Consider the following 23,063-nt stretch of genomic DNA (forward strand, 5'->3'; position numbering starts at 1 on the left):
GTAATTGATATTAACCCCTAGGGAGTGAGCATATTTTGATTAGTATTTATCCTTAAGATGTAAATGCAAGAAAGTTTAATGGATTGCTTTTGTGGCTATATTTTACTCGATATAAATACTATAAAACTTCGTTTTTTTAAACAATTATCTTCAAAAGACGATTAAAATAATGTGCTCGCGCCCTGTATCAAACCCAACATCAGAAACTATAAATAAATCATGTTAGCTTCTGATGTTGAAATGATTTAATAGATATTTATAACTATTCCCATTGGGATATATTATTTATTTTCCAATAATCAATGGAGTCTCTGTTTAAATCTATTTTTCCATCTGGGTATTCAACTCTTGCATTTCCTCTAGGATATATTCCCGGAGGATTTTCTGAAACAATTATCTTGGGCATTTTAGTTTCATCCAAAGTGGGCATATAGGTGATTTTCCATTCACTTCCAGGAATCAAACTTAACCCGAACGAAGTTGTTCCACCTGATTCTCCATATAATCCTATTTGATTAGGCATATCATAATCCTTTCGCAGAAAAGGATAAATAATTGGTTTATAATTAATATAATTTGTGAATTTTTCCATTTCCTTAGGTTTTTCTGAGTCATTGATATAAACCGTTATACCTGTTCCAGTGTAGGGCACAGCATCTTTTATTAAATGATTAACATCAGTATACATAATAACGAATACAATAGTATTGATGTGCCATTGGCACCAACCCCCTCCTTGAAGAGGTATTTTTTCCTTAAAATAACCAGTTGTGGAATTTACTGAAATATTAACGTCATCCCCTTGGTGCCTAGGAGTATGATAAATCGCTCCTCCAGCAGTATTGTGAGTAGATAAACATTTATTTGAGATATATCTTCTCTTCAAAATGGGAGTAGTATTCGGAGGAATAACACCTTCAACTGTGATCCATTGATTGTTTTCAGGAGGTGAAAATGGTTCAGAATTATCTTTATAAGTTTGCCAAGAATCCGAAATAGCATTAGATAAAAAGTCACACCCTGTTAGGCACAAAGTGAGTGGTAATAATATAAATGGTATCAACCTTATCATACTCGCTATGATTCCTATCTTTATTTAGAATAACGTTGTAAGGCTATAAGGCCTCTTTCATCTTTTCGGGTTACTTCCAACGTAGTGGCCAATTGATTATCTATTTCTCTTAAGAAATAATATTCTCTGATTTTTTTTCTTTGAAATACTGCGCGAATCGAATGCGGTTCACTTTCAAGAAATGATAAATCTTCCTGCTCCCTTTGCAATTTTTTATCCGGTGAAAGAGTGCACAGTTCTCGCAATCTCTTATCAATATATTCAGCATATAAGGCGCTACTATGGTCAAGAAGGCCTGTTCCACGCTTATCTGTAGGATTTTCATCACCCTGAAAAAATGAACGTATCTCTTGCTCTCTGTATTTATCTACTTTGGTCTGTTGTTCAATAAATTCTTTAGTCTCTTTTCTAGTTTTTTCATTTAACTCCGGAAGTAAATAAAGTTTTGATTCTGAATCAGGGAGAGCATAAAAATAAACTAATTTACCATGGTGTAAAAAGGGGTCGTTATCACGGCTGAGTGACTTAATACTTTTTGCAGTGAGAGCACCTGCTATACTTAATGATGTTCCAATAGCCGTATCAAATACTTCGATTGCGTATCCTACAAATTTATGATCTGCTTGAAGAGCAATATTATCCATATCCTTGTTAAACGGTACAGATGGAACAAAATCATCTTCATTAACATGACGATAATGAGTAATTTCAGTGAGTTCCTGCACTGCGCTTTGGGTGAATAAACGTGGCATACCGTAGGTATAGAGGCAGGGATTATAGGATTTTAATTGTGCGCTATGTAATAAGGCGAGGGCACCCCCCAAACTATGACCGCAGACGAATAGTTTTCTTACTTTTGCTAATCCCAAAACATGTTCGAATACTGTTTCCCTTTTTTCTATATCAGTAACTTGGATATCTTTGACAAGATGAAAAGCTTCCCAAAAACCTTTATGGACTTTTCCTTTTTCGCTAAAACCGCTACATACACCTTTAGGTGTACAGCCTAATTCTAGCGGCTGGAATGTCCCATCTGTGAGAATATCCTTTTTTTCCGTCATTTCAGTGCCGCGCCATCCAACAATAACTTCTTTATTATTTGCTACATAAAAAAGCTGAGTATGTCCCTGAGGGATATCTTGTTTATTTGAGTCAATGTAGACGACCTCAGTATAGCGATCACTGAATGGGACATCATAAACAACCGGGGTAAAAGATTGGTCATTAAACTTATAGGGAAGTTTTGAAATATCAAGCATCTGGTTATTAAAGACATTCACGATAGATCCAGTAGCATACTTATTGTCATCACCATAAGTTAATATGCTCATCAGTGAAAAATTATAGGCGTTAACCAGTGAATAATCTTTTTGGTGATGCAATAATAAAGACCATGCCCTGAATGGGCAGACCTCAATTACATAGCGATAAGTATCGAAAGCGGAAGGTATGACTTCAAGACCTACTGGTTCATTGTTGGGAAAGTGGCAACTAGGGAGAGGGATTCCTTTTTTCCATCCTTTAATAACAGGCATTTTATCAACCAATTCTCCAATCATTGCATAATAATATTGACAGCCTAATTTTTGACTTTCTGCAAAAACGGTTGAAATTTTGGACATAGAATCCTTAGAGCGTGCATATTTGTATTCGCCGTTACGCTTGACTCTCAATGGGCGTTTTTCCATTTCATCGGCAAGTTCTTGCCCACTGAGAAATAAACGTAAAGGAGAAGCCAATAATTGTTCTTCCCGGATCATACCATTTCCGTCTGTTGTTCCTTTACGCGTGATTTTTCTATTTTTTAATGTATAGGGCATATTGGCTATGGGTTTATTATGTTCATCGACAAGCTGAATTTCTATTTTGTTCTTTAACATGGCCTGACAATCATGACAATAAATCGAATTTGCATTACTCATCAATCTTTCTCCTGTTCTTTTTCTTGTACCATCGCCAACAGATAATCCTGACCAGAGATTTTCTCAACGTATTGGCCCGCTTCAATTCTTTGCTGCAACCACTGTTCTATTCGTAGTTCCAGACTACCCACTGGTTGATCCAGTTGTTTCGCCATTTCACCGTGGTTTTCCCATAAATCATCATAAAGTGAACTACTTAACACTTTCAAACCGTAAGGGGATCGCAGCCAGACTGTCAGCAGGTGTTCACCCAGAGTAAACGGGATTTTACTGTTACCTTCACCACAGGCTTCGGGACGGCAAAACCACATCGGCTGTGGTGTGTCGATCATCAGTTCTGTCACCGGTGATAACATCAGGGACCAGTCGCTGACCGTGAAAGCGGGCACCATCGCACCGAAAACGCGGGCGTCCATGATGCGAAACAGCACCTGTTCGCCATTCATCATCACTAACTGGCGGTGTTGCCAGTGAACAAGTTGCTTCTGCCACGACATAGTGCTGCGGTACGCCCAGCCCCAACTGTTATCACTGAGTGCGTGACTATCCAGCATCTCTCCTATCTGGAATAACTGGCTGAACTTGGCTTGTACCAGCCACGGGCTTTGTTTCAGCATCTTTTGCATCGGCGTACCACTGTATAGTGGAAACGCTGCCTCCACCCAGTCATTCAGGTAAAAATGTTCCACCGGATTGGGTGTTGCCAGCGAATTGGGGATAAAGAATACCGGGGCATCATTGGGCTTATTCAGCCATGCCTGCCAGCTTGTTGTAGTTTCTGTCATCGTTTCTTCCGTCATTATGATTATTCCTTTTTGGCGGGCTTAATCACTGGGCTGGCATCTTGCTGAGCCAGTAACGGGCAGTATGGGTGAGCCGGAAATTCCACCTCCGGCAATGGCTCCACACCTTCCGGTAATTGCAGTGAAACCCCTCGTCCGCTGCCGCCTGAACCTTGTCCGACATTAATCGGTGAGCAGAGAATGCCGCCCGGTGTGACTTTCAGAAAACTGCCGCCGACTTTCAGCGTGATTTCGGCTGCCGCTTCCAGCACCACTTTACCGCCACTTTTCAGGTGGATTTCCTGCCCGCTGTCAATGACGGTCGCATCCCCGCTCTGGATATGCTGGCTGCCGGCAATCCGGTGGGAAACATCCCCTTCGGTGGTGATTTTGCGCGAACCGGCGACCTGATGATGGTCATCGGCGCGGATATCGTGGTAACGGTTGTTATCGATGCGGCTCTTCTGGTCATGTTTGATATGCCAGTAGGCATCGTTTTTGATATGTGCAGTCAGGTCTTTCTGACCGTGGAGATAGATTTCTTCGCTGTCTTTCGCATCCTCAAAGCGCAGTTCGTTAAAGCCTTTGCCTTTGTGGGTCTTGGTCTTAAAGGTAGTGCGGGTTTTTTGCGCCGGTAAATCCAGCGGCGGACGGTTCAGGCCGTTGTAAACACAGCCGGTGACAATCGGGCGGTCGATATCGCCGTTCAGGTAAGAGATAATCACTTCCTGCCCGATACGCGGTATCGCCATAAAACCAAAGCCGTTACCATTCCAGCCCTGTGCCACCCGCACCCAGCACGACGCGCTATCATCGGGTTGGTCATAGCGGTTCCAGTGAAAATGGACTTTAATCGCACCGTCTTTGTTGACGAAAATTTCCTCTCCTTCCGGACCGACCACGATGGCAGTTTCATCGCCATCTGCCAGAGGCTTGTAGTGGAAAGGCGGACGATAATCATCCAGACCGGAAATAAAACTGAACTGGTTGGAAAGTGTGGTGCCTTCACCGGCATCATTTCCCAATGCCTGCGGGCAACGCCCGTGATGGCTGATACCGACCACCTGCCAGCGAACATTAAGCAGTTTATGGGGATGATTTTTTATCTCGAAGATTTTACCTGGCATCAGTTTGATGCAGTTACTGCTACCGCTGCCGGTCTGTTTCTGGTTATCCAGCGCTTCCTGCCGGTATTTTAAAAATGGGATGGCGGCCGCATCTTTCTGAAAACGCCCGTAACTTTCAAACACGGTATAGGGGGTCTGGCTACCAAAATCGCGGAAACCTTCGCTGCTGTGCATATGGGAGAGGTGATAGCGCGGGTTTTCCGGGTTGAAATCTTGGTCATGCTCCCAATGATTAGATCTGTTATGAAATATAGTATTCACGTTCAATGAACGTACCTACCACTTTGTCATGCATCTCTTCGGATTTGGAATAACCTATTGTTTTTCTATTCAGCCTCTTTATCCGGATACGAAGCGTAAGATTTGTTCTCTCGATACGTTGGGTAAATTTCTTTCCCGTGAGGTGTTTTTCCTGAGGCAGGCAATCGTAAACGGCATAATCATCTGTACAGTAAAACCGGATAGTAAAAGGAGACAAGAGTGCCAGCAGCTTTTTCAATGTTTTCCTGCTGCGATCCCCAAACACATGTGCCACTACCCGTTTCTTATTCGGCTCCCAGGCATACCAGAGCCAGCGTTGATTTTTCTTATTACCGACAAATGACCACTGCTCATCTATTTCACAGACAAGATGAATCTCACTGCCCGCAAGCGGCAGCGTAGTCACTTGTCTTGGTGTGAGTTTTTTAATGTGCGAATGACGGTGTTAATGCCGACTTTCAGAACCCGAGCCGTGTCCCTGACACCGGAGTTATTCACTGCCATATCAATAATTTGCTCTTTCACGCCGGGATAACAGGCTTGATAGGCATAATTCAGTTGAAAGGTTTTACGGCAGGCATAGCAGTGATAGCGGGGATGACCAGTACGCCCTTTTCCATGCCCTTTAACCTCTTCTGTTTTATGACAGTAACGACAAACCACATCAACTTTAGCCATCTCTCACCCCATAATAAAAAGCAGGGAGTTTATCACAAGATCTAATCATTGGGAGCATGACCAAGAAAAGCAAATACGGTATTCGCAGCAATATGAACCTCAATGTCGACACAGCTAATGAATGGATGCCAAAACTGACAAGGAATGACCAGCCAGAAGAATAATTTTTTCTTATACAGACATTTTTCAAAGAAATATAAAAAAGTGTTCACCACTATTCACTCTATAATTTAAATCAGATATTTCAGAGCATTGTAGGGTTAATAGTTGTTTTTAAACTGTTCATGAGTATTCAACCCTATTCACCCTTTTTCTGATTTAGGGTGATGGGTTAGTTGAAGAGTCATGATGAGTTTGATTTCAGGTTATCACCACTTAACATTATGAATTTAAATATAAATATTTAAAAATGAACAGGTGAACAGTTTTATAACTAATTTTTTAATAGGGTGGGTTAAATAAGAATTTTTTCTGGCCGGTGTTTTTTAGCTCTCCGAGTTACCGGGGTAATGTATTAGCCCGGTAGCTCGGAGAAGACAAGCGTAGCGCGTCAGTCTGGTTTTAATCTTCTGTATTACACGAAAATAAGATTCATTAATTAACTAATTTTATTTAAATGTAGAGCTTAATCACAATTCCCTTGATTTGTTGTTATCCGAGCTTGAATAGATAAATAATTCTGTTATACCTCGTTCTGTATACACCTTAACTTATCTGTGAAACGGAACCCTAAATTTTCTTCACTTCTGATGGAACAAAAAATTATGGTGAAAAGCACTATGTTATTGGTTCTGGCTGTTTTTTTGGGAGCAGGTATTGTAATGCTAATCCAATGGATGCGTCCCCCCACAGAAGATCCTTACTTTTTTTTAAATCCTAAACCAACTACACTTGGTGGTTACCACGCAATTGACACTCCAATTGAACTGTATAAAAAAGGGGAAAAAGTAGAATTGGTGTTTTGGAAGGTTCCTCAACCCAAGCCTAAGCTTCTCTACCTTTTTCCTGCCAATACTCCATCACCTCAAATAATGTTGAAAATTCATGAGAAGGATGGTGCCAATTTAGGATTTTATATTAGTAATATTTTTGAAGGGAAAGGCCCTATACCTGAGATTAAAAATGCTCCTATTTTAGATATGGAAATATATAAAATCAATGATGATATGACCGAAAGTTTAGTATATGCAAAAAAAATTACTAAATTCGGTTCAATTTATGGAAATCCAAGTGGTGTATTATTTAACATTAAAGATTTTGGATATTCTTACGAGTATGGTCAATATCGATTAAAAATCGAAGTGTTGGCTAATTGGCCAGAATTAAAAATGGATGATTTAAGTTACTCTATTCATATTCGCCAGTACGCAATAAAATAAAAGGATATTTATGATATGACACCAGGAAATTCCACAGAAAAATTATTAGTTGATATTGCTAATGATAATAGTCTCTCAAAAGAAAATAAAAAGATAGTTATCAATGAGGCCGCTTATCCAAACCAAGATTTAAATTATGCTGCGGGAAAACCATGTGCTGTATGTCCACCACCACAAGCGAGACCTGAGTTTGTAGAAAACTTAATTAGATCTTTAGACAAAAGATTTACTGTTACTATTTACGCAGCACATCCAGGCACACCTCTTAATAATGATGATGGAACTCCTCACGTTGAGAAAGGTGAAAGAGTTACATCAGCAGCTGGACATGTGTGGTATGAAATTTCAGATGGTAATATTAGTGATTCTTATGGGTTTGCTCCCATAAAATCAGGTGTTGTAGGACCTGGGGCAATAACTAAACATGACACTGTACATTATGAGAATCCAAGATATAGTCGCACAATAGAAATCACAGAAGAGCACTATAATAAATTAAAAAATTATGGTGAATTAGGTGTTAAGAGAAATAATCCTGACTTTAATCTTTATTATATTGGTACAAGCAATAGCTGCATTGATTTTACTTGGAAAGCATTACGCAGTGCTGGGTTAAAATCAAAAATAAACAATAATGATTCACTCTATACCCGCGATCTTAAAAAATCGGGTAACTTTGATGGTTCTGTCAAAGTTGACAATAACATTCTTGATATACAATCAATATCAGCTCCATTTCCAAATAGTGAATTAAACAAAGAAAATTACAATGAGATCCCTAAGAAAACGCTAATGCAAGAAATTTTTACCAAGTCAGATAACAAAGATTCAGATACTGAAATAGCTTAAAATATATAGCAAATAAAATAATTCCAAATTAAAAATAAAATGCACTGGAAATTATAACCGTGTGATTTTTTAAATTCGCAATAATAAAAATTATTAGAATAATAAAAAAATTATTGTCTGGGATTTTCAAAAGTTATTTTCATCATTCAGCGTTAACTAACGGATTGATATATAAAAGATTATGGAGATAATATATGAGTGAAATAATGGATAAAATGACCCAACTAGTTGATCGCTCAGGTTTGGTATTTACACTCATTACAGAACAATTACCTGAACAAACCTTTGCCGTTGTCGATTTTACCCTGCATGAAGCGTTATCAACCCCTTTTCGGTTGGAAGCAGCTTTAACCTGTAAAAGCCCAGAGATTGACTTTGCCGATGTTCTCGACAAAAATGCCGCTTTTGCCGTGCATCGCAATGGAAAAGTTGAACGACAACTCACTGGCATGGTGACACAATTTTCGCAACTTTCTACCGGACGTCACACCAGCCACTACCGTATCACCATTCATCCCCCTTTATGGCGTGCCTCATTACGGGTGAATAGCCGTATATTTCAGAATCAATCCGTTGTTGATATCGTCGAAACCCTGCTCAAAGAAAATGGCGTCCGAAACATTTCCTTTGCGCTCGGTTACAAACATCCACCGCGGGAATTTTGCGTTCAGTATGATGAAAGTGATTTGGCTTTTATTCAGCGTTTACTGGCTGATGAAGGCATTTTTTATTACTTCACTTTCGATCAGGAACAACATGAACAGCACATCATGTTTCACGATTCCTGTCTGTCTCTCAATCAGGTTATTAGTGTGCCCTATCGTCCAGAAACTGATGTGACGGGCACGACGACCTGTATCCAGCAGTTAAATTGGTCAGAACAGGTTGGCGTTGCCAATGTCACTGCCAAAGACCGAACTTTCAAAAATCCGCATTGGAACCGAGAATTCTGGTATGAAGGGCGTAACCTTGCCAACCAACGAATACTGAAAAGTTACAACTATTACGATTTTCCCAGCCGCTATAAAGATGACGAATTAGGGCAACGGGCAAGCCAGTATCGTCTGGAATATTTACGCAGGGACACTCAACTTGGCAACGGTAATGGTGACTGTTTTGCCATGTGGCCGGGGCAATTAGTTGACCTGATAGACCATCCCAATGAAACTTTTAATGATCAATGGCAATTAATTCAGATAACTCATTCGGGACAACAGCCACAAGCTGACGAGACTCAATCTAGCGGCAGCGGTACTTGGCTTTCTAATCAGTTTACTTTCACCAGTCGCAAAAACTCTTATCGTCCTTCGCCCTATCCAAAACCAAAAATGGAAGGTCCGCATATTGCGACAGTCGTTGGGCCAGAAGGTGAAGAAATTTTTTGTGATGAGCACGGGCGCGTTCGCGTTCAATTTGACTGGGATAGGTATGGCCAATTTAACGATCAGAGCTCCTGTTGGGTCCGTGTCAGTCAGGCATGGGCGGGTCAACTAATGGGAGTGATTGCCATTCCTCGCATTGGTCATGAAGTGTTAGTGGATTTTATTCACGGCGATCCCGACCAGCCAATTATTGTCGGGCGGGCATATCATGCCAATAATATTCCACCAAACCGCCTGCCAATGGCAAAAACGCAAATGTCAATCCGCTCCAAAACCCATAAAGGCCAAGGGTTTAACGAACTGCGTTTTGAGGATGAGAAAGATCGTGAAGAGGTCTTTATTCATGCGCAAAAAAATCTCGCTATTAAAGTACTCAATTCACGCGACGAACGCATTAACTATGACCGTACAACCAGCATCTGGCATGACGATGAATTAGTTATCGCCAACAATCGTAAAATCACAGTCGAAGGTCAACAAGATCATAAAACTACAGGAAACTACCTTGAGCAAATTGACGGTGACCGCTCGTTGCAAATTAAAGGCGATTTGGCAGAAAAGATTCAAGGTATTGTCAGTATTGATGCGAAAGGGGATCTGACACTACAAAGTGGGAGCAAACTTACTCTACGTGTTGGCGGGAGTTTTGTTGTGCTTCATGCAAGTGGTATTGATATCAAAGGCCCGGCTATTAATCTGAATTCCGGTGGTAGTCCCGGTGATTTACTGGCGCCCGCTAATCCCGCCATTTTACTTGCAGCGGCAAGTGAAGGTTCAATGTTCGTCGCCCATTGTCCAATGAAAGATAAGGAGAATCAGGAATGAGTCAGGACACCCTTTATGCTATTATTGACGGCGCAGCAGAGCCTGACCTATTTTTGATGCTCGAACATTATGATCCGCCCTCCACCTGCCTCTATGGTGAACCTCTCCAGCCAGAATTAGTTAAAATTGCGCCTTATCTGGTTCAAGTTGATGAAAAAGTTAAAATTTGGCTGGAGTGCCGTAGAACCCCGTGGGGGATCTTCGTTCACAGCGAAGCAAACATGAAAACTGTTCGACAACATTTACGAAAATACCTGCAAGTATTGCTACCTCAGCAGGATAAACCTGTCTTTTTCCGTTTTTACGATCCGCGTAATATCTGGGATTTTCTTAGTGTGTTAAGTGACTGGGAAATACATTGCTTTTTAGGACCGATCCAAAAAGTTGCAACAGACTATCAAGATGTACATAAAGAAGATAATTTCCTGAAAATCAGAGAAAAATATCCTGATAATGCCAAGGGAAGATATAAGATTTTCAGAATTAACGAAGAACAGTATGAGCTGATAGAAATAAAACAAAAAGAGAAATATTTACAAAAGCTTGATTCTATTTTGTTATCTAAACTGGCAGAACTAAGAAAATGTATCAGCATTAATAACTCATTATCATTTTTAGCTTTTTTCTATGATTACCTGCTTTCCGAAAAAATTACTGATACAGGATCTATAGAAGGAATTCTTAATAAAGTGATCAGAGAAGACAATTTTGATATTGATAACTTTGATAAATCAATCTTATCGAACCTTATTGATGATGGAACGCCTGGCTGGTATAGAGCTAATAAGTTTATTGATAATATTTAACTAGTTGCTACTCATTTAGATAATTACTGTAGTAAATATGTTTCCATTTCCTGCAATCATGGAGAAAATAGTATGGGAAATGCGGTCAAAATCGGTGATATTGGTACAGAACATGGCGATTGTCCGGCAACACCAGTCATTACTGGTGCTAACAGCGTCAAAGTGGATGGTGCTTATCTCGCCCGGCAAGGAGATGCGCTACAATTACATTCATCCCACTCTCGGGCGATAGCAAGTGGCTCAAATTCTGTTTTTATTGAGGGAAAACCAGCTGCCAGAACGGGTGATACAGTTGATTGTGGTGGTGTGGTTATCGGTGGTGGTAGCGTAAATATTGGTTGAGAATATTTAATAAATCAGTTAGCCTGAACGAACTTCCTGACCATCACAGATGGTCACATAGCTGTAATGGCAAAAAAACTCCCGTAGCCTGAAAGGGAGAGCAAGATTGCGGTACATCTGCCCACCTTTGGAAGCAGATATTGTCAGACATAAACCCCTTGTCTGGTGATGAAGGTTTCTTAAACTAAAAATACACCCAAAAGGTGTTTTTATATTGTCTCCGAAGTGTGTTGAACGTTGGTTCATGCACTGACTTTTCATATCAGTACCAGATCACATTTTCATTTATCTTCAATAAACAACCGGATGTCTTTCACGCATCCCATTCATGCTTCTGACTATCCCTGTCTGAAATATTCAGCAGACTACTTTCTACACCTAAACGATTAACTCATTGCTACCGTTTGACACTGAACCTTGCGGCGTTTGTTTTGCTGTGCTTGCTGGCATTTCAACGCTCGTACCATTTTTGCTGACCGTTCGTGGAACTTAAGGCGTCACTTTTTGCCGGTTTACCGCTGAAAGTGACGCCGCAGCCAAAGCACACCACAACCCTGACAGGCTCACGCCTGCTTCACCACTCAGTGAATCTGACACTGCATTTTTAGATTGAAAAAGCATCAAAAGGAGAACTTGACGATATCGAGGCTGGCTTTTTGGTCATGCTCCCAATGATTAGATCTGTTATGAAATATAGTTTTCACGTTCAATGAACGTACCTACCACTTTGTCATGCATCTCTTCGGATTTGGAATAACCTATTGTTTTTCTATTCAGCCTCTTTATCCGGATACGAAGCGTAAGATTTGTTCTCTCGATACGTTGGGTAAATTTCTTTCCCGTGAGGTGTTTTTCCTGAGGCAGGCAATCGTAAACGGCATAATCATCTGTACAGTAAAACCGGATAGTAAAAGGAGACAAGAGTGCCAGCAGCTTTTTCAATGTTTTCCTGCTGCGATCCCCAAACACATGTGCCACTACCCGTTTCTTATTCGGCTCCCAGGCATACCAGAGCCAGCGTTGATTTTTCTTATTACCGACAAATGACCACTGCTCGTCTATTTCACAGACAAGATGAATCTCACTGCCCGCAAGCGGCAGCGTAGTCACTTGTCTTGGTGTGAGTTTTTTAATGTGCGAATGACGGTGTTAATGCCGACTTTCAGAACCCGAGCCGTGTCCCTGACACCGGCGTTATTCATGGCCATATCAATAATTTGCTCTTTCATGCCGGGCTGGCAAGCTTGATAGGTATAATTCAGTTGGAAGGTCTTACGGCAAGCATAGCAGTGAGAGCGGGGATGCCCAGTACGCCCTTTTCCATGCCCTTTAACCTCTTCTGTTTTATGACAGTAACGACAAACCACATCCACTTTAGCCATATCTCACCCAGAATAAAAAGCAGGGAGTTTATCACAAGATCTAATCATTGGGAGCATGACCCAATATATGATGAATTTGGAGTATCGGAAGCGCAAACAGTATCTTGAGTTTTTGTATTCTCAATCCAAGGGTTGTGATAAGTGAGTAATGTTAGTTTTGTGATAAAAGTCATAAAAATGACAAATTATTATATAGATCCCTGAGCATAAAACGGCATCTTAATTTGACCATTTTTGAACCTCATGGTTTTTTCTTTAACGTAAATAAAACACACAAAACAAATAAAATCAATAAGATATGAAATATAGAAAACGGGAAATTTTGGGAGCATTAATAGGGGCATAAAAACAATATGTGAAAATAAATTTAATATATTCAGTAGATTGCATCAACTCACTAGTCCCGCCCTGACCAAATAAAAACTTGCTGTGAAACAGTGAGTTAGGGTTAGAAAAGGCCACCTTTACGGTGGCTTTTTTCTTTGACACAAATCACATTCCTAATAAATTCCTAATATCCTTTACGCGGCACAAAAAATCACTCAGCTACGTGAAAAATGTTTTAGCCGATGGCGGTTATTGAACCGTGTAGACTGTTCGACAGCACCAAACATTGACTGGCCTAAAGCGCCAGAATAACAATCAGGGGCAGCGTGCCCCTTTCTGACACCCCAAAGGCACTCGCCTAGACGTCCGTGTCCAGATGCCGGCAGATTCGGTGTGGAACGTGAGGCAGGGGGGGGTGGGTGTTGAATCAGATAAGGTGTGAACAGTTGATTCCATAGAGATACCTTTATATGAATAAATTATTTATCATAAACACTGTAGCAGATAAACCAAATGAAAAATGCTGCGGAGGAGATGGGAGGACAAAATGAGTGATCAACATATAGCGAATATATTGGGAAAAGTAAAAACTATCGCGTTAGTTGGAGCGAGTGAGAAAACAGATCGTCCAAGTTATAAGGTTATGGAATACTTACTGAATCAGGGATATCAAGTTATTCCTGTCAGCCCTAAATTAGCAGGACGGACTTTATTGAACCAACCTGTTGTGGGGCAATTATCTGATATTAAACAACCCGTCGATATGGTTGATGTATTTCGCAACGCAGAAGCTGTTTATGGCGTTGCGGAGGAAGCAATCGCCATTGGCACTAAAGTCCTTTGGTTACAACAAGGCGTTATCAATGAAGAAGCAAAATTATTGGCAGAAAATAAAGGGTTAGACGTTGTGATGGATCGTTGCCCCAAAATTGAAATCCCGCGGTTGGGGTTGGAAAAGTGAAGCAGGTGGCAATTGGTTCATTATTCACCACCTTATTGTTATGATTTGGATAACGGTAACAAAAGTATTTAATTTCGTAATCGTGGTGCTTGTAATTGAATGCGGATAGATTCGGCTAACTCATCCAGAGAAGATTGTTCTGGATGTTCATCTGATGTTTCGTAAGTCAATTGGGCTTCTGCCAAATAAGTATGGATAGGTTGACCATCATCATCTTCCATCACAACGTGATACCACGGCGCTGAACGTAAGGTAGCATTAAATGCAATGTCATTTTCCTGCGGCTGTTCTAAAGAATATTCAGCATCAATATCTACAATAACACCCAAGTAACCCAGCAATCTATGTCGTACTTGCTGGCCGATACCGAATTTGCTGGCGATCATCATAGCCACCTCCAAAGAAACCTTGCAATGACTCTTATATAAGGGCGGTAAGGTAAATTTCAAGCTCACACCCGGTAACGGTAGCCGGAATTTTGCATGATTTTTGAAATCAAGATGGCATGTGACCACCATCCCATAATTTCAGATTAGCTGTTGCGTATATAAAATACAATAACAAAAGTGGGTTTAACGTTTCAAAGTTCTTACCATTTTATCTGGGAGGAATATAACGATGACTAAATGCAGCATGACTATTTATGTTTACGGAAGGGTACAGGGAGTTGGATTCCGTTATAACACCTACCGTTGGGCAAAGAAAAATAAGCTGGTGGGATATGTTCGTAATATGAATGATGGAAGTGTGAAGATTGTCGCTTGTGGCAATGATGCCCAAATCAAAATGTTAATACATTGGCTAGAGCAAGGTGGGCCTCCGGGTGCCAAAATAAAACATTTTCAATCTCAATTTTGTGACGCAGAAGAGATGAGTGATTTTAGCATCCGCCATTAAGTGACGGATGAAGAAATCAAATACATTTGACGGGCTTGGGAAGGCCTGCAATTTTTGTTGCTTGTTTTGCGGGCCCCTTGGGAAACAGGCGATAAAGGTAACGGCTATTTCCTTTCTCCTCACCATATTTTTGGGCGATCGCTTTGACTAGCATACGAATAGCGGGTGAAGTATTAAATTCTTCATAGAACTCACGCACAAAACGGATAACTTCCCAATGCTGTTCGGTTAGAGCAATTGCTTCCTGCTCGGCAATGATAGGAGCCATGGCTTCTTGCCAATCACGGTAGTTTTTTAGATAACCTTGTGCATCAGTTTCGATCTCGCGATCTTCAAATACCAACATAACTTTTTACCATCCAATAACGATGGCTGCAATTTAGCAAAAATCACCACTATCCCCAAGAAAGATTACCTAACATGCCGAATAAATAGACCAATAGGCCGTGTTATGAATAAATTAACGGCAGTTGAACAGATAAATACTTTACATTGGGAACTGTGATGTTTATAGTGCTCGACATCGCGGAGGGGTGGCCGAGCGGCTGAAGGCAGCGGTCTTGAAAACCGCCGATGGGAAACCATCCGAGAGTTCGAATCTCTCCTCCTCCGCCACTTACACTTCTAGCAGCATCTCTTAAAGTCTACTTTTCCCAATAAAATCAACGAAAATCCCCAAATAACACTCTAGTAACGTCTACTGGCATCTATTGCAATGTACCCCAGTCAGGGGGTATATATAGGGGTAACTTTCTGTACCCCCTAAAAAAATACCCCCATTACTGTGAGGGGGCAAGGATGCTAGAAATATGAAACTAACAGCCCGGCAAGTTGAAACAGTAAAACCCCAAGATAAAGATTTTAAGCTATCGGATGGCGGCGGTTTATATCTGCTGGTAAAGACAACCGGTTCTAAATATTGGCGACTGAAATACCGCATTGCAGGAAAAGAAAAGTTACTCGCTATTGGTACTTTTCCGCTTATCACTCTGGCAGAAGCCAGAAGAAAGCGTGATGAAGCCAAGAAACTGATAGCCGAAGGTATTGATCCCAACCAAGATAAAAAACAAAAGAAACTGGCGGCTCAGGGAGAAATCAGTAATACCTTTGAAAGCATTGCGCGTGAATGGTACGAGGGAAGAAAAGATCGGTGGTCTGTTGGTTATCGTGAAGATATGATGGACGCATTCGAAAAAGATGTTTTCCCCTATATTGGTCATCGTCCGATTGCTGAAATAAAACCCCTCGAATTATTAGACCTCCTTTCTATTATGGAAAAGAGAGGTGTCACCGATAAATTAAAGAAAGTCCGCCAACGCTGTGGTGAAGTTTGGACATATGCAATTATTACGGGCAGAGCCGAATATAATCCAGCCCCCGATTTAGCGAGTGCTTTTCTCCCTCATCAACGCGAACACTACGCTCACCTTTCAGTAGATGAATTACCTGAATTTCTCCGTTCCATTGATAAATATATGGGAAGCCAGATAGTCAGAACGGCTTTGCGAATGCTTATATTAACGGGTGTTCGTCCGGGAGAACTTCGCAAGGCTGAATGGTCAGAAATTGATTTAGATAAGGCTGTTTGGACAATTCCAGCCGCAAAAATGAAAATGCGCCGTACTCATGTAGTGCCATTATCAGAGCAAGTTATCGATTTATTGAAGCAGATTCAGCCTATCAGCGGCAGTTATCAGTATGTTTTCCCAAGCCGGACAGATTACAGAAAGCATATATCTGATATGGCAATCAATACCATGATCCGCCGCATGGGATATTCAGGGCGGGCGACAGGCCACGGGTTCCGACACACTATGAGTACCATCCTGCATGATCAAGACTTCAACACAGCATGGGTTGAAAAACAGCTTGCTCATGTCGATAAAAACAGTATTCGAGGCACTTACAACCACGCTCAATATCTGGATGGTCGCAGGGAAATGCTGCAATGGTATGCGGATTATATGGAGATGCTGGAACGAGGCGAAAATGTGCTGATCGGGAAATTTGGCAAAAGGGCATAAAGATAGAGATTTTTTAAGAAAAGTAACATAAAAAGCAACGCCTCAGTGTGCTGGTACACATCTGAGGCGTCTGACCAAACCGTTAAATGAGGTAACGATGATGGCTGATACACAGTCTAACCAAACTCACCCTAAATTTACATCTTCAGATAAAACAGACGAACAAAAACCGCTCGAATTTATCCAAACCGTGAAAAAATCCGCCATGCATCACTGGGAAAATCTGCTGTCTGCCTGTGGTATTGATATTCCGGCAAAGGATAAACATGGCGCTTGTCCTATCTGCGGTGGTACTGACCGTTTCCACTTTATTGACGATCACTATCACGGCAATTGGCATTGCCGCCAGTGTGACGCTCCGAACTATGGTGATGGACTGGATTTAGTAGCAAAAACCAACCGGATCTCGATATTTGAGGCTGCAAAAGTTGTTGCGGATGCGCTGGCATTGCCTTTGCCAGAACCCAAACCAGCCAACACGCCGACTAAGAACGCTAAGCCAATTGCTGAACGCATCGCTGTACTGGTTTCCACTGCTGTTACGGGTGAATCTCAATATCTGATGAAAAAGGGGCTGCAATGCTCCAATCAGCGGTTGTTAAAAGACGGTTCTTCATTGCTGGTGACTCAGACACTGAATGGCACAATTACGGGCGCGCAGACCATCAAGCCGAACGGAGAAAAACACCTTATTGCAGGTACTCAGAAAAAAGGCAGTTTTGTCCCTGTATCTGAGATTACCGGAACGCCGGACACAATCATCATTACCGAGGGTTACGCTACAGCTTTAACAGTCAGTCAATTACATAAAGGCGTGGTACTGGCAGCGATTGATGAAAGTAACCTATTAATTGTTGCCGAGCAGGTTAGAGCTCAATATCCAAACTCCAGAATCATCATTGCCGCTGATAACGACAGGCACGAACCGGAAGAACAAGACAAAAACGGCAGGCTGAAAAAGAATGTTGGCAAAATAGCAGCAGAGAAAACCGCTAAAGCGATTAACGGGTGGGTAACGTTACCACCAACTGAGTACAAAGCTGACTGGGATGATTATCGCCAGCAACATGGTGTGGATATGGCAAAACAAGCCTTCACTCAAGGGCTTTATCAACCGACATCAACCAAGAAAAAAGTAGCCATTCAACTTAATAATGATGCCGAGCCTTCAAAACTGACATTATGCCAGATGGGAGCCAGCCAACGCGGGGAAGTATTGCTGTCACGTTATAACGGTGGTCTGGCACTGGATGGTGCTTCGGAAACCGTTCATCACTATGACAGTATTATCTGGCGTCCGGTCAGTGACCGTGATTTAAGGCGGGAAATGGTGGCTGCTTTTATGGAAGAGAAACTACCGTACTCGCCACATGGTATCAGCTCTGCTGTGGATGCACTGAAATTACAGCTTCCCATGATGCAGACACCAAAACGCCACTTAATCGGATTCAATAATGGTGTGTTTAACCTGAAAACGTGCCAGTTTCGGCCTCACAGCAAAAATGATTGGCTGCTTCTTGCCAATGACGTTGAATTCAATACCCCTATTTCGAGGGAAACTCTGCAAGATCACGCACCAAAGTTCTGGCGCTGGCTCAATCAGGCAACAGCCAACTGTAAAAACAAAACAAACAGAGTGCTGGCAGCGCTGTTTATGGTGTTGGCGAACCGTTATGACTGGCAACTTTTTCTGGAAGTCACCGGAGCTGGAGGCAGTGGCAAAAGCATCTTTGCCGAAATTTGTTCCATGCTGGCAGGTAAAGGCAATACCGTTTCCGCAAGTATGGCAGCACTGGAAAACCCACGGGAAAGGGCATTGATTGTCGGCTATTCGTTGATCATCCTGCCAGACCAAACTCGCTATGTGGGTGATGGTTCAGGCATCAAGGCGATTACTGGCGGCGATGAAGTTGCTATTGATCCAAAGCATAAACAACCTTATTCAACTCGCATTCCTGCGGTAGTGCTGGCAGTAAATAATAATGCCATGAGTTTCAGTGATCGCAGTGGTGGTGTGTCGCGGCGTCGGGTTATTTTTAACTTTTCCGAAGTCGTACCGGAAAATGAACGTGATCCACTCCTGCGGGATAAAATTGCGGCTGAATTGCCCGTGATTATCCGGCATTTGCTGCATCGGTTTATTGATTCACAATCAGCAAGGCGTTTACTGGCAGAACAGCAGAAATCTGCGGAGGCACTGGATATCAAACGCGGCACAGATCCACTAGTCGATTTTTGCGGCTACCTGATTGCATCCGATGAAGCTGACGGTTTGTTAATTGGCAATGCGGAAATTATGCTGTTCAATCCTCGTAAATACCTCTATCACGCCTATCTTGCTTATATGAAAGGCAATAACCTGAATAAACCTGTTTCCGTGACTCGTTTCGGCATGGATATGCCCGGCGCACTGGCAGAGTACAGCCAGCAATATTTACGCAAGAAAAGCAAACAGGGTATTCGCAGCAATCTGAGCCTGAATCTTGATACCGCTATCGAATGGATGCCGAAACTGACAAGGAATAGCCAGCCAGAAGAATAATTTTTTCTGATGACAGGCATTTTTCAAAGAAATATAAAAAAGTGTTCACTACTGTTCACACTATAATTTAAATCAGATATATCAAAGTATTATAGGGTGAATAGTTATTTTTAAACTGTTCACAACTATTCATCACTGTTCACCTTTTCTCTGGTTGGAGGTGAACGGTTGGGTGAAGAGTGGTGATGAGTTTAATTTCAACTCATCACCCTTTAACAACATGAATTTAAATAAAAATACTCAAAGGTGAATAGGGTGAACAGTTTTATCCATAATTCTTTAATAGGGATGGGGTAGGTAAAAATATTTTCTCTGGCAGGTGATCTTTCAGCTCTCCTAGTTACCGGGTTAATGCATTAGCCCGATAACTAGGAGAAGACAAGTGTAGCGCGTCAGCATGGGGTTGAACTACTACATCGAAATTATTGGGAATTACCTTTAGCCTGATTCTGGATAAAAACGCGCTAGTTGTACCAATGTGATTACCAAATAAGACTCTAGCTTGCACTATTGGTGATCTAAATGAAACCTAACCAGATAGGACTTTGTGCCAGCTATAATCATTCATACCCTGCGAGTTACACTGAGCGAAGATTACTGGGGGTTGATCACTATCGATAGTAAGAGGGACTTTTTGAGCCTCCTTATTATCAGTTAATTTTTTTATATCCTTTTACAGCTTAGGTAAAGTTAAGAGTGTCCGTTTTGGTGGGGGCAAATACATTTACAAAATTGGGGTAACTTAATACTATTACAAGAGTTTTTGCACAGTAAGAGAGTGAGTATTTTTTAAACTTAATTTGTATGCAATGTAATCCAATTTCAAGCAATAAATGAACAGCTTGGTTTTGTTTATATGTTGACTGGTTCTTCATTTAATCAGATTGTTTAAAATTCATCCTTTTAAGCTCTCGCCCTGAATTTCTGCAAAATATTATTAAATCATAACGGAGGTATTAATGGATAACCGGTTACTTGTTATAAAAGATGAAAATCATTCAGCAAATCCAGATATGGGGTTAGTAATTCCATTATCACATTATAATCTAGATGGAAGTTTGGCGGATATACAATCCAGTGAGTTTCCAAATGGTGCTATTTTTGTCTCTAAAAATTTTATGAGTATTAATCAGTCTTTTAAAAGTGATGAAATATTCATCATTAATGAATATTTTGAAAGTGACGATGATGATTGGAAAAGAAATCCAAGATTACAAAAACACTATACTTTAGGGAATAAGAGTGAGCGTTTAGAGAGGCATTTGTTTATCCCTATTTTGAATATTGATCTTCCAGACATTGCAACAGGGTTTATAGACTATCCATTTGACTTACCAAATAATTATTTTTTTATTGGAGATAAGGAAAATATTTATGGCCCATTTAAGGCAACTAAGCAGGATGATAGTTGGTTGCTTTCACCTTTAACAACGCCATCACCCTTGCAGCTTAATACTGATTACATTGCTAAAATTCCGCTTTCAGAACTGAAGAAATATAATCGATTGGTTACAATTAAAGTAAAAGGTTCTGAAAAGTCCTTTTTAAGAAACTTGAAGGATATTTCAGCAATTTCTTTTGAGCAGATTGATTATATATCTGACGTGAGACTTATCTCATATTTTACTAAAAATAATTTTGGTAAAGGGAAAAGTTATCTTTTAGGAAAAAGTGAAGCTCAGAGGCTTTCACAAGGCATTGAAGAATATGTTAAAGAAAATAAGGCATTAAGTAATAATGAGAGACTCGAACGCCTTAAAAATCTATTATCTGATTTTTTAGATAAAAGTGACTATGGTCATGATATTATAAGCGAATATTTAACAGATAATAGAGAAGGTAGTATTTATCTAAATAATTATTTTGAAAAAAATAGAGATCTATTATTAAAAGAAAAAAATGCAGAATTAGAAAAGAATTTTGTTAATAAAAAAAATGAACTTAATACTGAAATTAAAGAGATAGAAAAGCTGGTTTTTTCAAAAAAAGAAGAACTAGCACATGTGAATCAGAGGGTTGAGTTTGAAAAGAAAAAAGCAAAAGAAAGAATTGAGGAAATTAAAAAACAGTCAGATGAAGATGCGCACCAAGCTCTTCTTGAAAAGCAAAAGGAATTGACTGAAGAAAATTTAAAATTAGAAAAGAGTATCAATGAGCATAAGAAAACTATTGATACATTTTTATCTTCGCATGAAAGTATAAAAGAGTTTAATTCTTTAAATAAAGAGTTAGATTATTTAAAGCGTCGTAAGCAAGAAATGGAAACTGAAAACCGTGTGATTGAAAATGCTTTTATAACTCAAAAGGCAATGTTGGAATCACCTCAGTTACCAGATAAATTAGCAGAAATAAGCACGCTAACTACAATTTTACGTGGCGATAAGAAAAAAAATGATATAGCCCCTATTATTATTAATGACATTCAAAAATCGAATATTTCATTTGAGAAAGATAATAGAAGTGATTATATTAATTATCTTATTCAATGTTTTGATACTGATGGTGGAAGAACATTCTCATTTGATGAAATGGCAAATTTGGTGATATGTACATCACAATCACTTATGACTATTTTAGCTGGCCCTCCTGGAACAGGTAAAACATCTACTGCTATACGTTTGGCAAAACACTTCAAATTAACAGATGATGACTTCAGATTTAATGGAACTAATTTTTTAAATATTGCAGTAGGAAGAGCTTGGGTATCCGGACGAGATATTTTAGGCTTTTATAATTCTCTCAAGGACACTTACCAGCCAGCTAGAACTGGATTATATGATTTTCTAAAAAATGAGAAAAATAATGATTTTTTAAAACTTATTCTTTTAGATGAAGCTAACTTATCCAGTATAGAACATTATTGGTCAGATTTCTTGGGTATGTGTGATCCTGAGGGGATAAATAGAATGATCGATACAGGTATTCCTAATAACAATGAACGCCATGTTAATATAGGTAAAAATATACGGTTTATTGCAACTATAAATAATGACTCTACAACAGAGAGGCTATCTCCTAGATTAATTGATAGGGTACCTGTGATAACGATGGATCATAATTTTAATTTTAGTGGGATACCATCACAATTTAACAATTATGATGGAGCTGTGGATTTTTCAAAATTAGATGAATGCTTCAATATTTCATCTGTAGATGCTTCTTTTACACAAGAGGAGCAAAATATTTTAAATAATATTATTGAAACACTTGCTGTACCACTTAAAAGAACTACTTCAATAAGAGTAAGTCAGCGAAAAATTAATGCAATGAAACGTTATTGCCATATCGCAAATGAAATTGAAGAAATGCGTACACCTCCTTTAGATTATGCGGTTAGCCAGCATGTTTTACCATTAATTGAAGGATATGGAAGTGCTTTTAAAGATAGATTAGTTGATTTAGAACAGAAGCTAAGTGAGTATGATTTTACTATTTCTAAAACTGCTTTAAATAATATAATAAATCATGGTGATATTTTTGGTGATTCTTATTCATTTTTCTAAGT

The 23,063-nt window shown here is 40.1% G+C and carries 19 protein-coding genes and 1 tRNA gene; 12 read left to right on the plus strand and 8 right to left on the minus strand.

The annotated features are described in order from the left end of the window. Nucleotides 1-262 precede the first annotated feature (262 nt). The 5 genes from ACE1SE_RS07780 to ACE1SE_RS07800 all read right to left on the minus strand — a co-directional run bounded on the left by ACE1SE_RS07780 (nucleotide 263) and on the right by ACE1SE_RS07800 (nucleotide 5,842). A complete protein-coding gene (locus ACE1SE_RS07780) occupies nucleotides 263-1,072 on the minus strand; it encodes a hypothetical protein (protein ID WP_374053336.1) in 810 nt (269 codons plus the stop codon). Nucleotides 1,073-1,092: 20 nt separating this feature from the next. Then, the gene (locus ACE1SE_RS07785; RefSeq protein ID WP_374053337.1) at nucleotides 1,093-2,994 is read right to left on the minus strand and encodes a Tle2 family T6SS lipase effector; all 1,902 of its coding nucleotides are present in this window, start codon (nucleotides 2,992-2,994) and stop codon (nucleotides 1,093-1,095) included. Further along, nucleotides 2,994-3,794: a DUF4123 domain-containing protein gene (locus ACE1SE_RS07790; RefSeq protein ID WP_374053338.1), complete on the minus strand. Its 801-nt coding sequence runs from the start codon at nucleotides 3,792-3,794 to the stop codon at nucleotides 2,994-2,996. The genes ACE1SE_RS07785 and ACE1SE_RS07790 overlap by 1 nt, the downstream gene beginning before the upstream one ends. Before the next feature lie 5 nt (nucleotides 3,795-3,799). Beyond that, on the minus strand, nucleotides 3,800-5,164 hold the full coding sequence (tssI, locus tag ACE1SE_RS07795; RefSeq protein WP_374053339.1) for a type VI secretion system tip protein TssI/VgrG: 1,365 nt from the start codon (nucleotides 5,162-5,164) through the stop codon (nucleotides 3,800-3,802). Next, nucleotides 5,145-5,842, minus strand: a protein-coding gene (locus ACE1SE_RS07800) for an IS1 family transposase (protein WP_374050839.1) whose coding sequence is annotated in 2 segments (ribosomal slippage) — nucleotides 5,145-5,593 and nucleotides 5,593-5,842 — 699 coding nt in all. Because the reading frame shifts where the segments join, the coding sequence is not laid out codon by codon here. Before ACE1SE_RS07800 ends, tssI begins: the two co-directional genes overlap by 20 nt. Before the next feature lie 779 nt (nucleotides 5,843-6,621). Here ACE1SE_RS07800 and ACE1SE_RS07805 point away from each other — a divergent pair. The 5 genes from ACE1SE_RS07805 (at nucleotide 6,622) to ACE1SE_RS07825 (ending at nucleotide 11,425) form a co-directional block, all read left to right on the plus strand. Beyond that, nucleotides 6,622-7,221: a hypothetical protein gene (locus ACE1SE_RS07805; protein ID WP_374053340.1), complete on the plus strand. Its 600-nt coding sequence runs from the start codon at nucleotides 6,622-6,624 to the stop codon at nucleotides 7,219-7,221. A 15-nt stretch (nucleotides 7,222-7,236) separates the two neighbouring features. Then, nucleotides 7,237-8,070, plus strand: a complete 834-nt coding sequence (locus tag ACE1SE_RS07810; protein WP_374053341.1) for a hypothetical protein — start codon at nucleotides 7,237-7,239, stop codon at nucleotides 8,068-8,070. Between the two features lie 194 nt (nucleotides 8,071-8,264). After that, complete coding sequence (locus ACE1SE_RS07815) at nucleotides 8,265-10,277, plus strand: type VI secretion system Vgr family protein (RefSeq protein ID WP_374053342.1); 2,013 nt, start codon at nucleotides 8,265-8,267, stop codon at nucleotides 10,275-10,277. Further along, a complete protein-coding gene (locus ACE1SE_RS07820; protein WP_038198029.1) occupies nucleotides 10,274-11,083 on the plus strand; it encodes a DUF4123 domain-containing protein in 810 nt (269 codons plus the stop codon). Before ACE1SE_RS07815 ends, ACE1SE_RS07820 begins: the two co-directional genes overlap by 4 nt. Nucleotides 11,084-11,155: 72 nt before the next feature. After that, nucleotides 11,156-11,425 (plus strand): type VI secretion system PAAR protein, encoded by a 270-nt coding sequence (locus ACE1SE_RS07825; protein ID WP_038198028.1) that lies wholly within the window; start codon nucleotides 11,156-11,158, stop codon nucleotides 11,423-11,425. Between the two features lie 684 nt (nucleotides 11,426-12,109). Here ACE1SE_RS07825 and ACE1SE_RS07830 read toward each other — a convergent pair. Further along, nucleotides 12,110-12,807, minus strand: a protein-coding gene (locus ACE1SE_RS07830) for an IS1 family transposase (RefSeq protein WP_374053343.1) whose coding sequence is annotated in 2 segments (ribosomal slippage) — nucleotides 12,110-12,558 and nucleotides 12,558-12,807 — 699 coding nt in all. Because the reading frame shifts where the segments join, the coding sequence is not laid out codon by codon here. Between the two features lie 579 nt (nucleotides 12,808-13,386). Here ACE1SE_RS07830 and ACE1SE_RS07835 point away from each other — a divergent pair. Together ACE1SE_RS07835 and ACE1SE_RS07840 are read left to right on the plus strand one after the other, a co-directional pair. Then, the gene (locus ACE1SE_RS07835; RefSeq protein ID WP_374053620.1) at nucleotides 13,387-13,446 is read left to right on the plus strand and encodes a tail fiber assembly protein; all 60 of its coding nucleotides are present in this window, start codon (nucleotides 13,387-13,389) and stop codon (nucleotides 13,444-13,446) included. A 235-nt stretch (nucleotides 13,447-13,681) separates the two neighbouring features. Then, nucleotides 13,682-14,095, plus strand: a complete 414-nt coding sequence (locus ACE1SE_RS07840) for a CoA-binding protein (protein WP_374053344.1) — start codon at nucleotides 13,682-13,684, stop codon at nucleotides 14,093-14,095. Between the two features lie 68 nt (nucleotides 14,096-14,163). Here ACE1SE_RS07840 and hspQ read toward each other — a convergent pair whose 3' ends face one another. Then, on the minus strand, nucleotides 14,164-14,481 hold the full coding sequence (gene hspQ / locus ACE1SE_RS07845) for a heat shock protein HspQ (RefSeq protein WP_374053621.1): 318 nt from the start codon (nucleotides 14,479-14,481) through the stop codon (nucleotides 14,164-14,166). 232 nt (nucleotides 14,482-14,713) lie between these two features. Between hspQ and yccX the strand changes: the two genes are divergently transcribed. Beyond that, the gene (gene yccX / locus ACE1SE_RS07850; protein WP_374053345.1) at nucleotides 14,714-14,992 is read left to right on the plus strand and encodes an acylphosphatase; all 279 of its coding nucleotides are present in this window, start codon (nucleotides 14,714-14,716) and stop codon (nucleotides 14,990-14,992) included. Nucleotides 14,993-15,008: 16 nt separating this feature from the next. Here yccX and tusE read toward each other — a convergent pair whose 3' ends face one another. After that, nucleotides 15,009-15,338, minus strand: coding sequence for a sulfurtransferase TusE (gene tusE / locus ACE1SE_RS07855; protein ID WP_374053346.1), 330 nt, complete (start codon nucleotides 15,336-15,338; stop codon nucleotides 15,009-15,011). A gap of 181 nt (nucleotides 15,339-15,519) precedes the next feature. Between tusE and ACE1SE_RS07860 the strand changes: the two genes are divergently transcribed. The 4 genes from ACE1SE_RS07860 (at nucleotide 15,520) to ACE1SE_RS07875 (ending at nucleotide 23,061) form a co-directional block, all read left to right on the plus strand. Further along, nucleotides 15,520-15,607 (plus strand) — tRNA-Ser (locus tag ACE1SE_RS07860). Between the two features lie 194 nt (nucleotides 15,608-15,801). Continuing rightward, nucleotides 15,802-17,016 carry a tyrosine-type recombinase/integrase gene (locus tag ACE1SE_RS07865; protein ID WP_374053347.1) on the plus strand — a complete coding sequence of 405 codons (1,215 nt, stop codon included), beginning with the start codon at nucleotides 15,802-15,804 and terminating at the stop codon, nucleotides 17,014-17,016. Nucleotides 17,017-17,116: 100 nt separating this feature from the next. Continuing rightward, complete coding sequence (locus tag ACE1SE_RS07870; RefSeq protein ID WP_374053622.1) at nucleotides 17,117-19,558, plus strand: toprim domain-containing protein; 2,442 nt, start codon at nucleotides 17,117-17,119, stop codon at nucleotides 19,556-19,558. A gap of 959 nt (nucleotides 19,559-20,517) precedes the next feature. Then, complete coding sequence (locus tag ACE1SE_RS07875; protein WP_374053348.1) at nucleotides 20,518-23,061, plus strand: DUF8727 domain-containing protein; 2,544 nt, start codon at nucleotides 20,518-20,520, stop codon at nucleotides 23,059-23,061. Nucleotides 23,062-23,063 lie beyond the last annotated feature (2 nt).

The organism is Xenorhabdus taiwanensis (genome assembly GCF_036512875.1).
Lineage (GTDB): Bacteria > Pseudomonadota > Gammaproteobacteria > Enterobacterales > Enterobacteriaceae > Xenorhabdus > Xenorhabdus taiwanensis.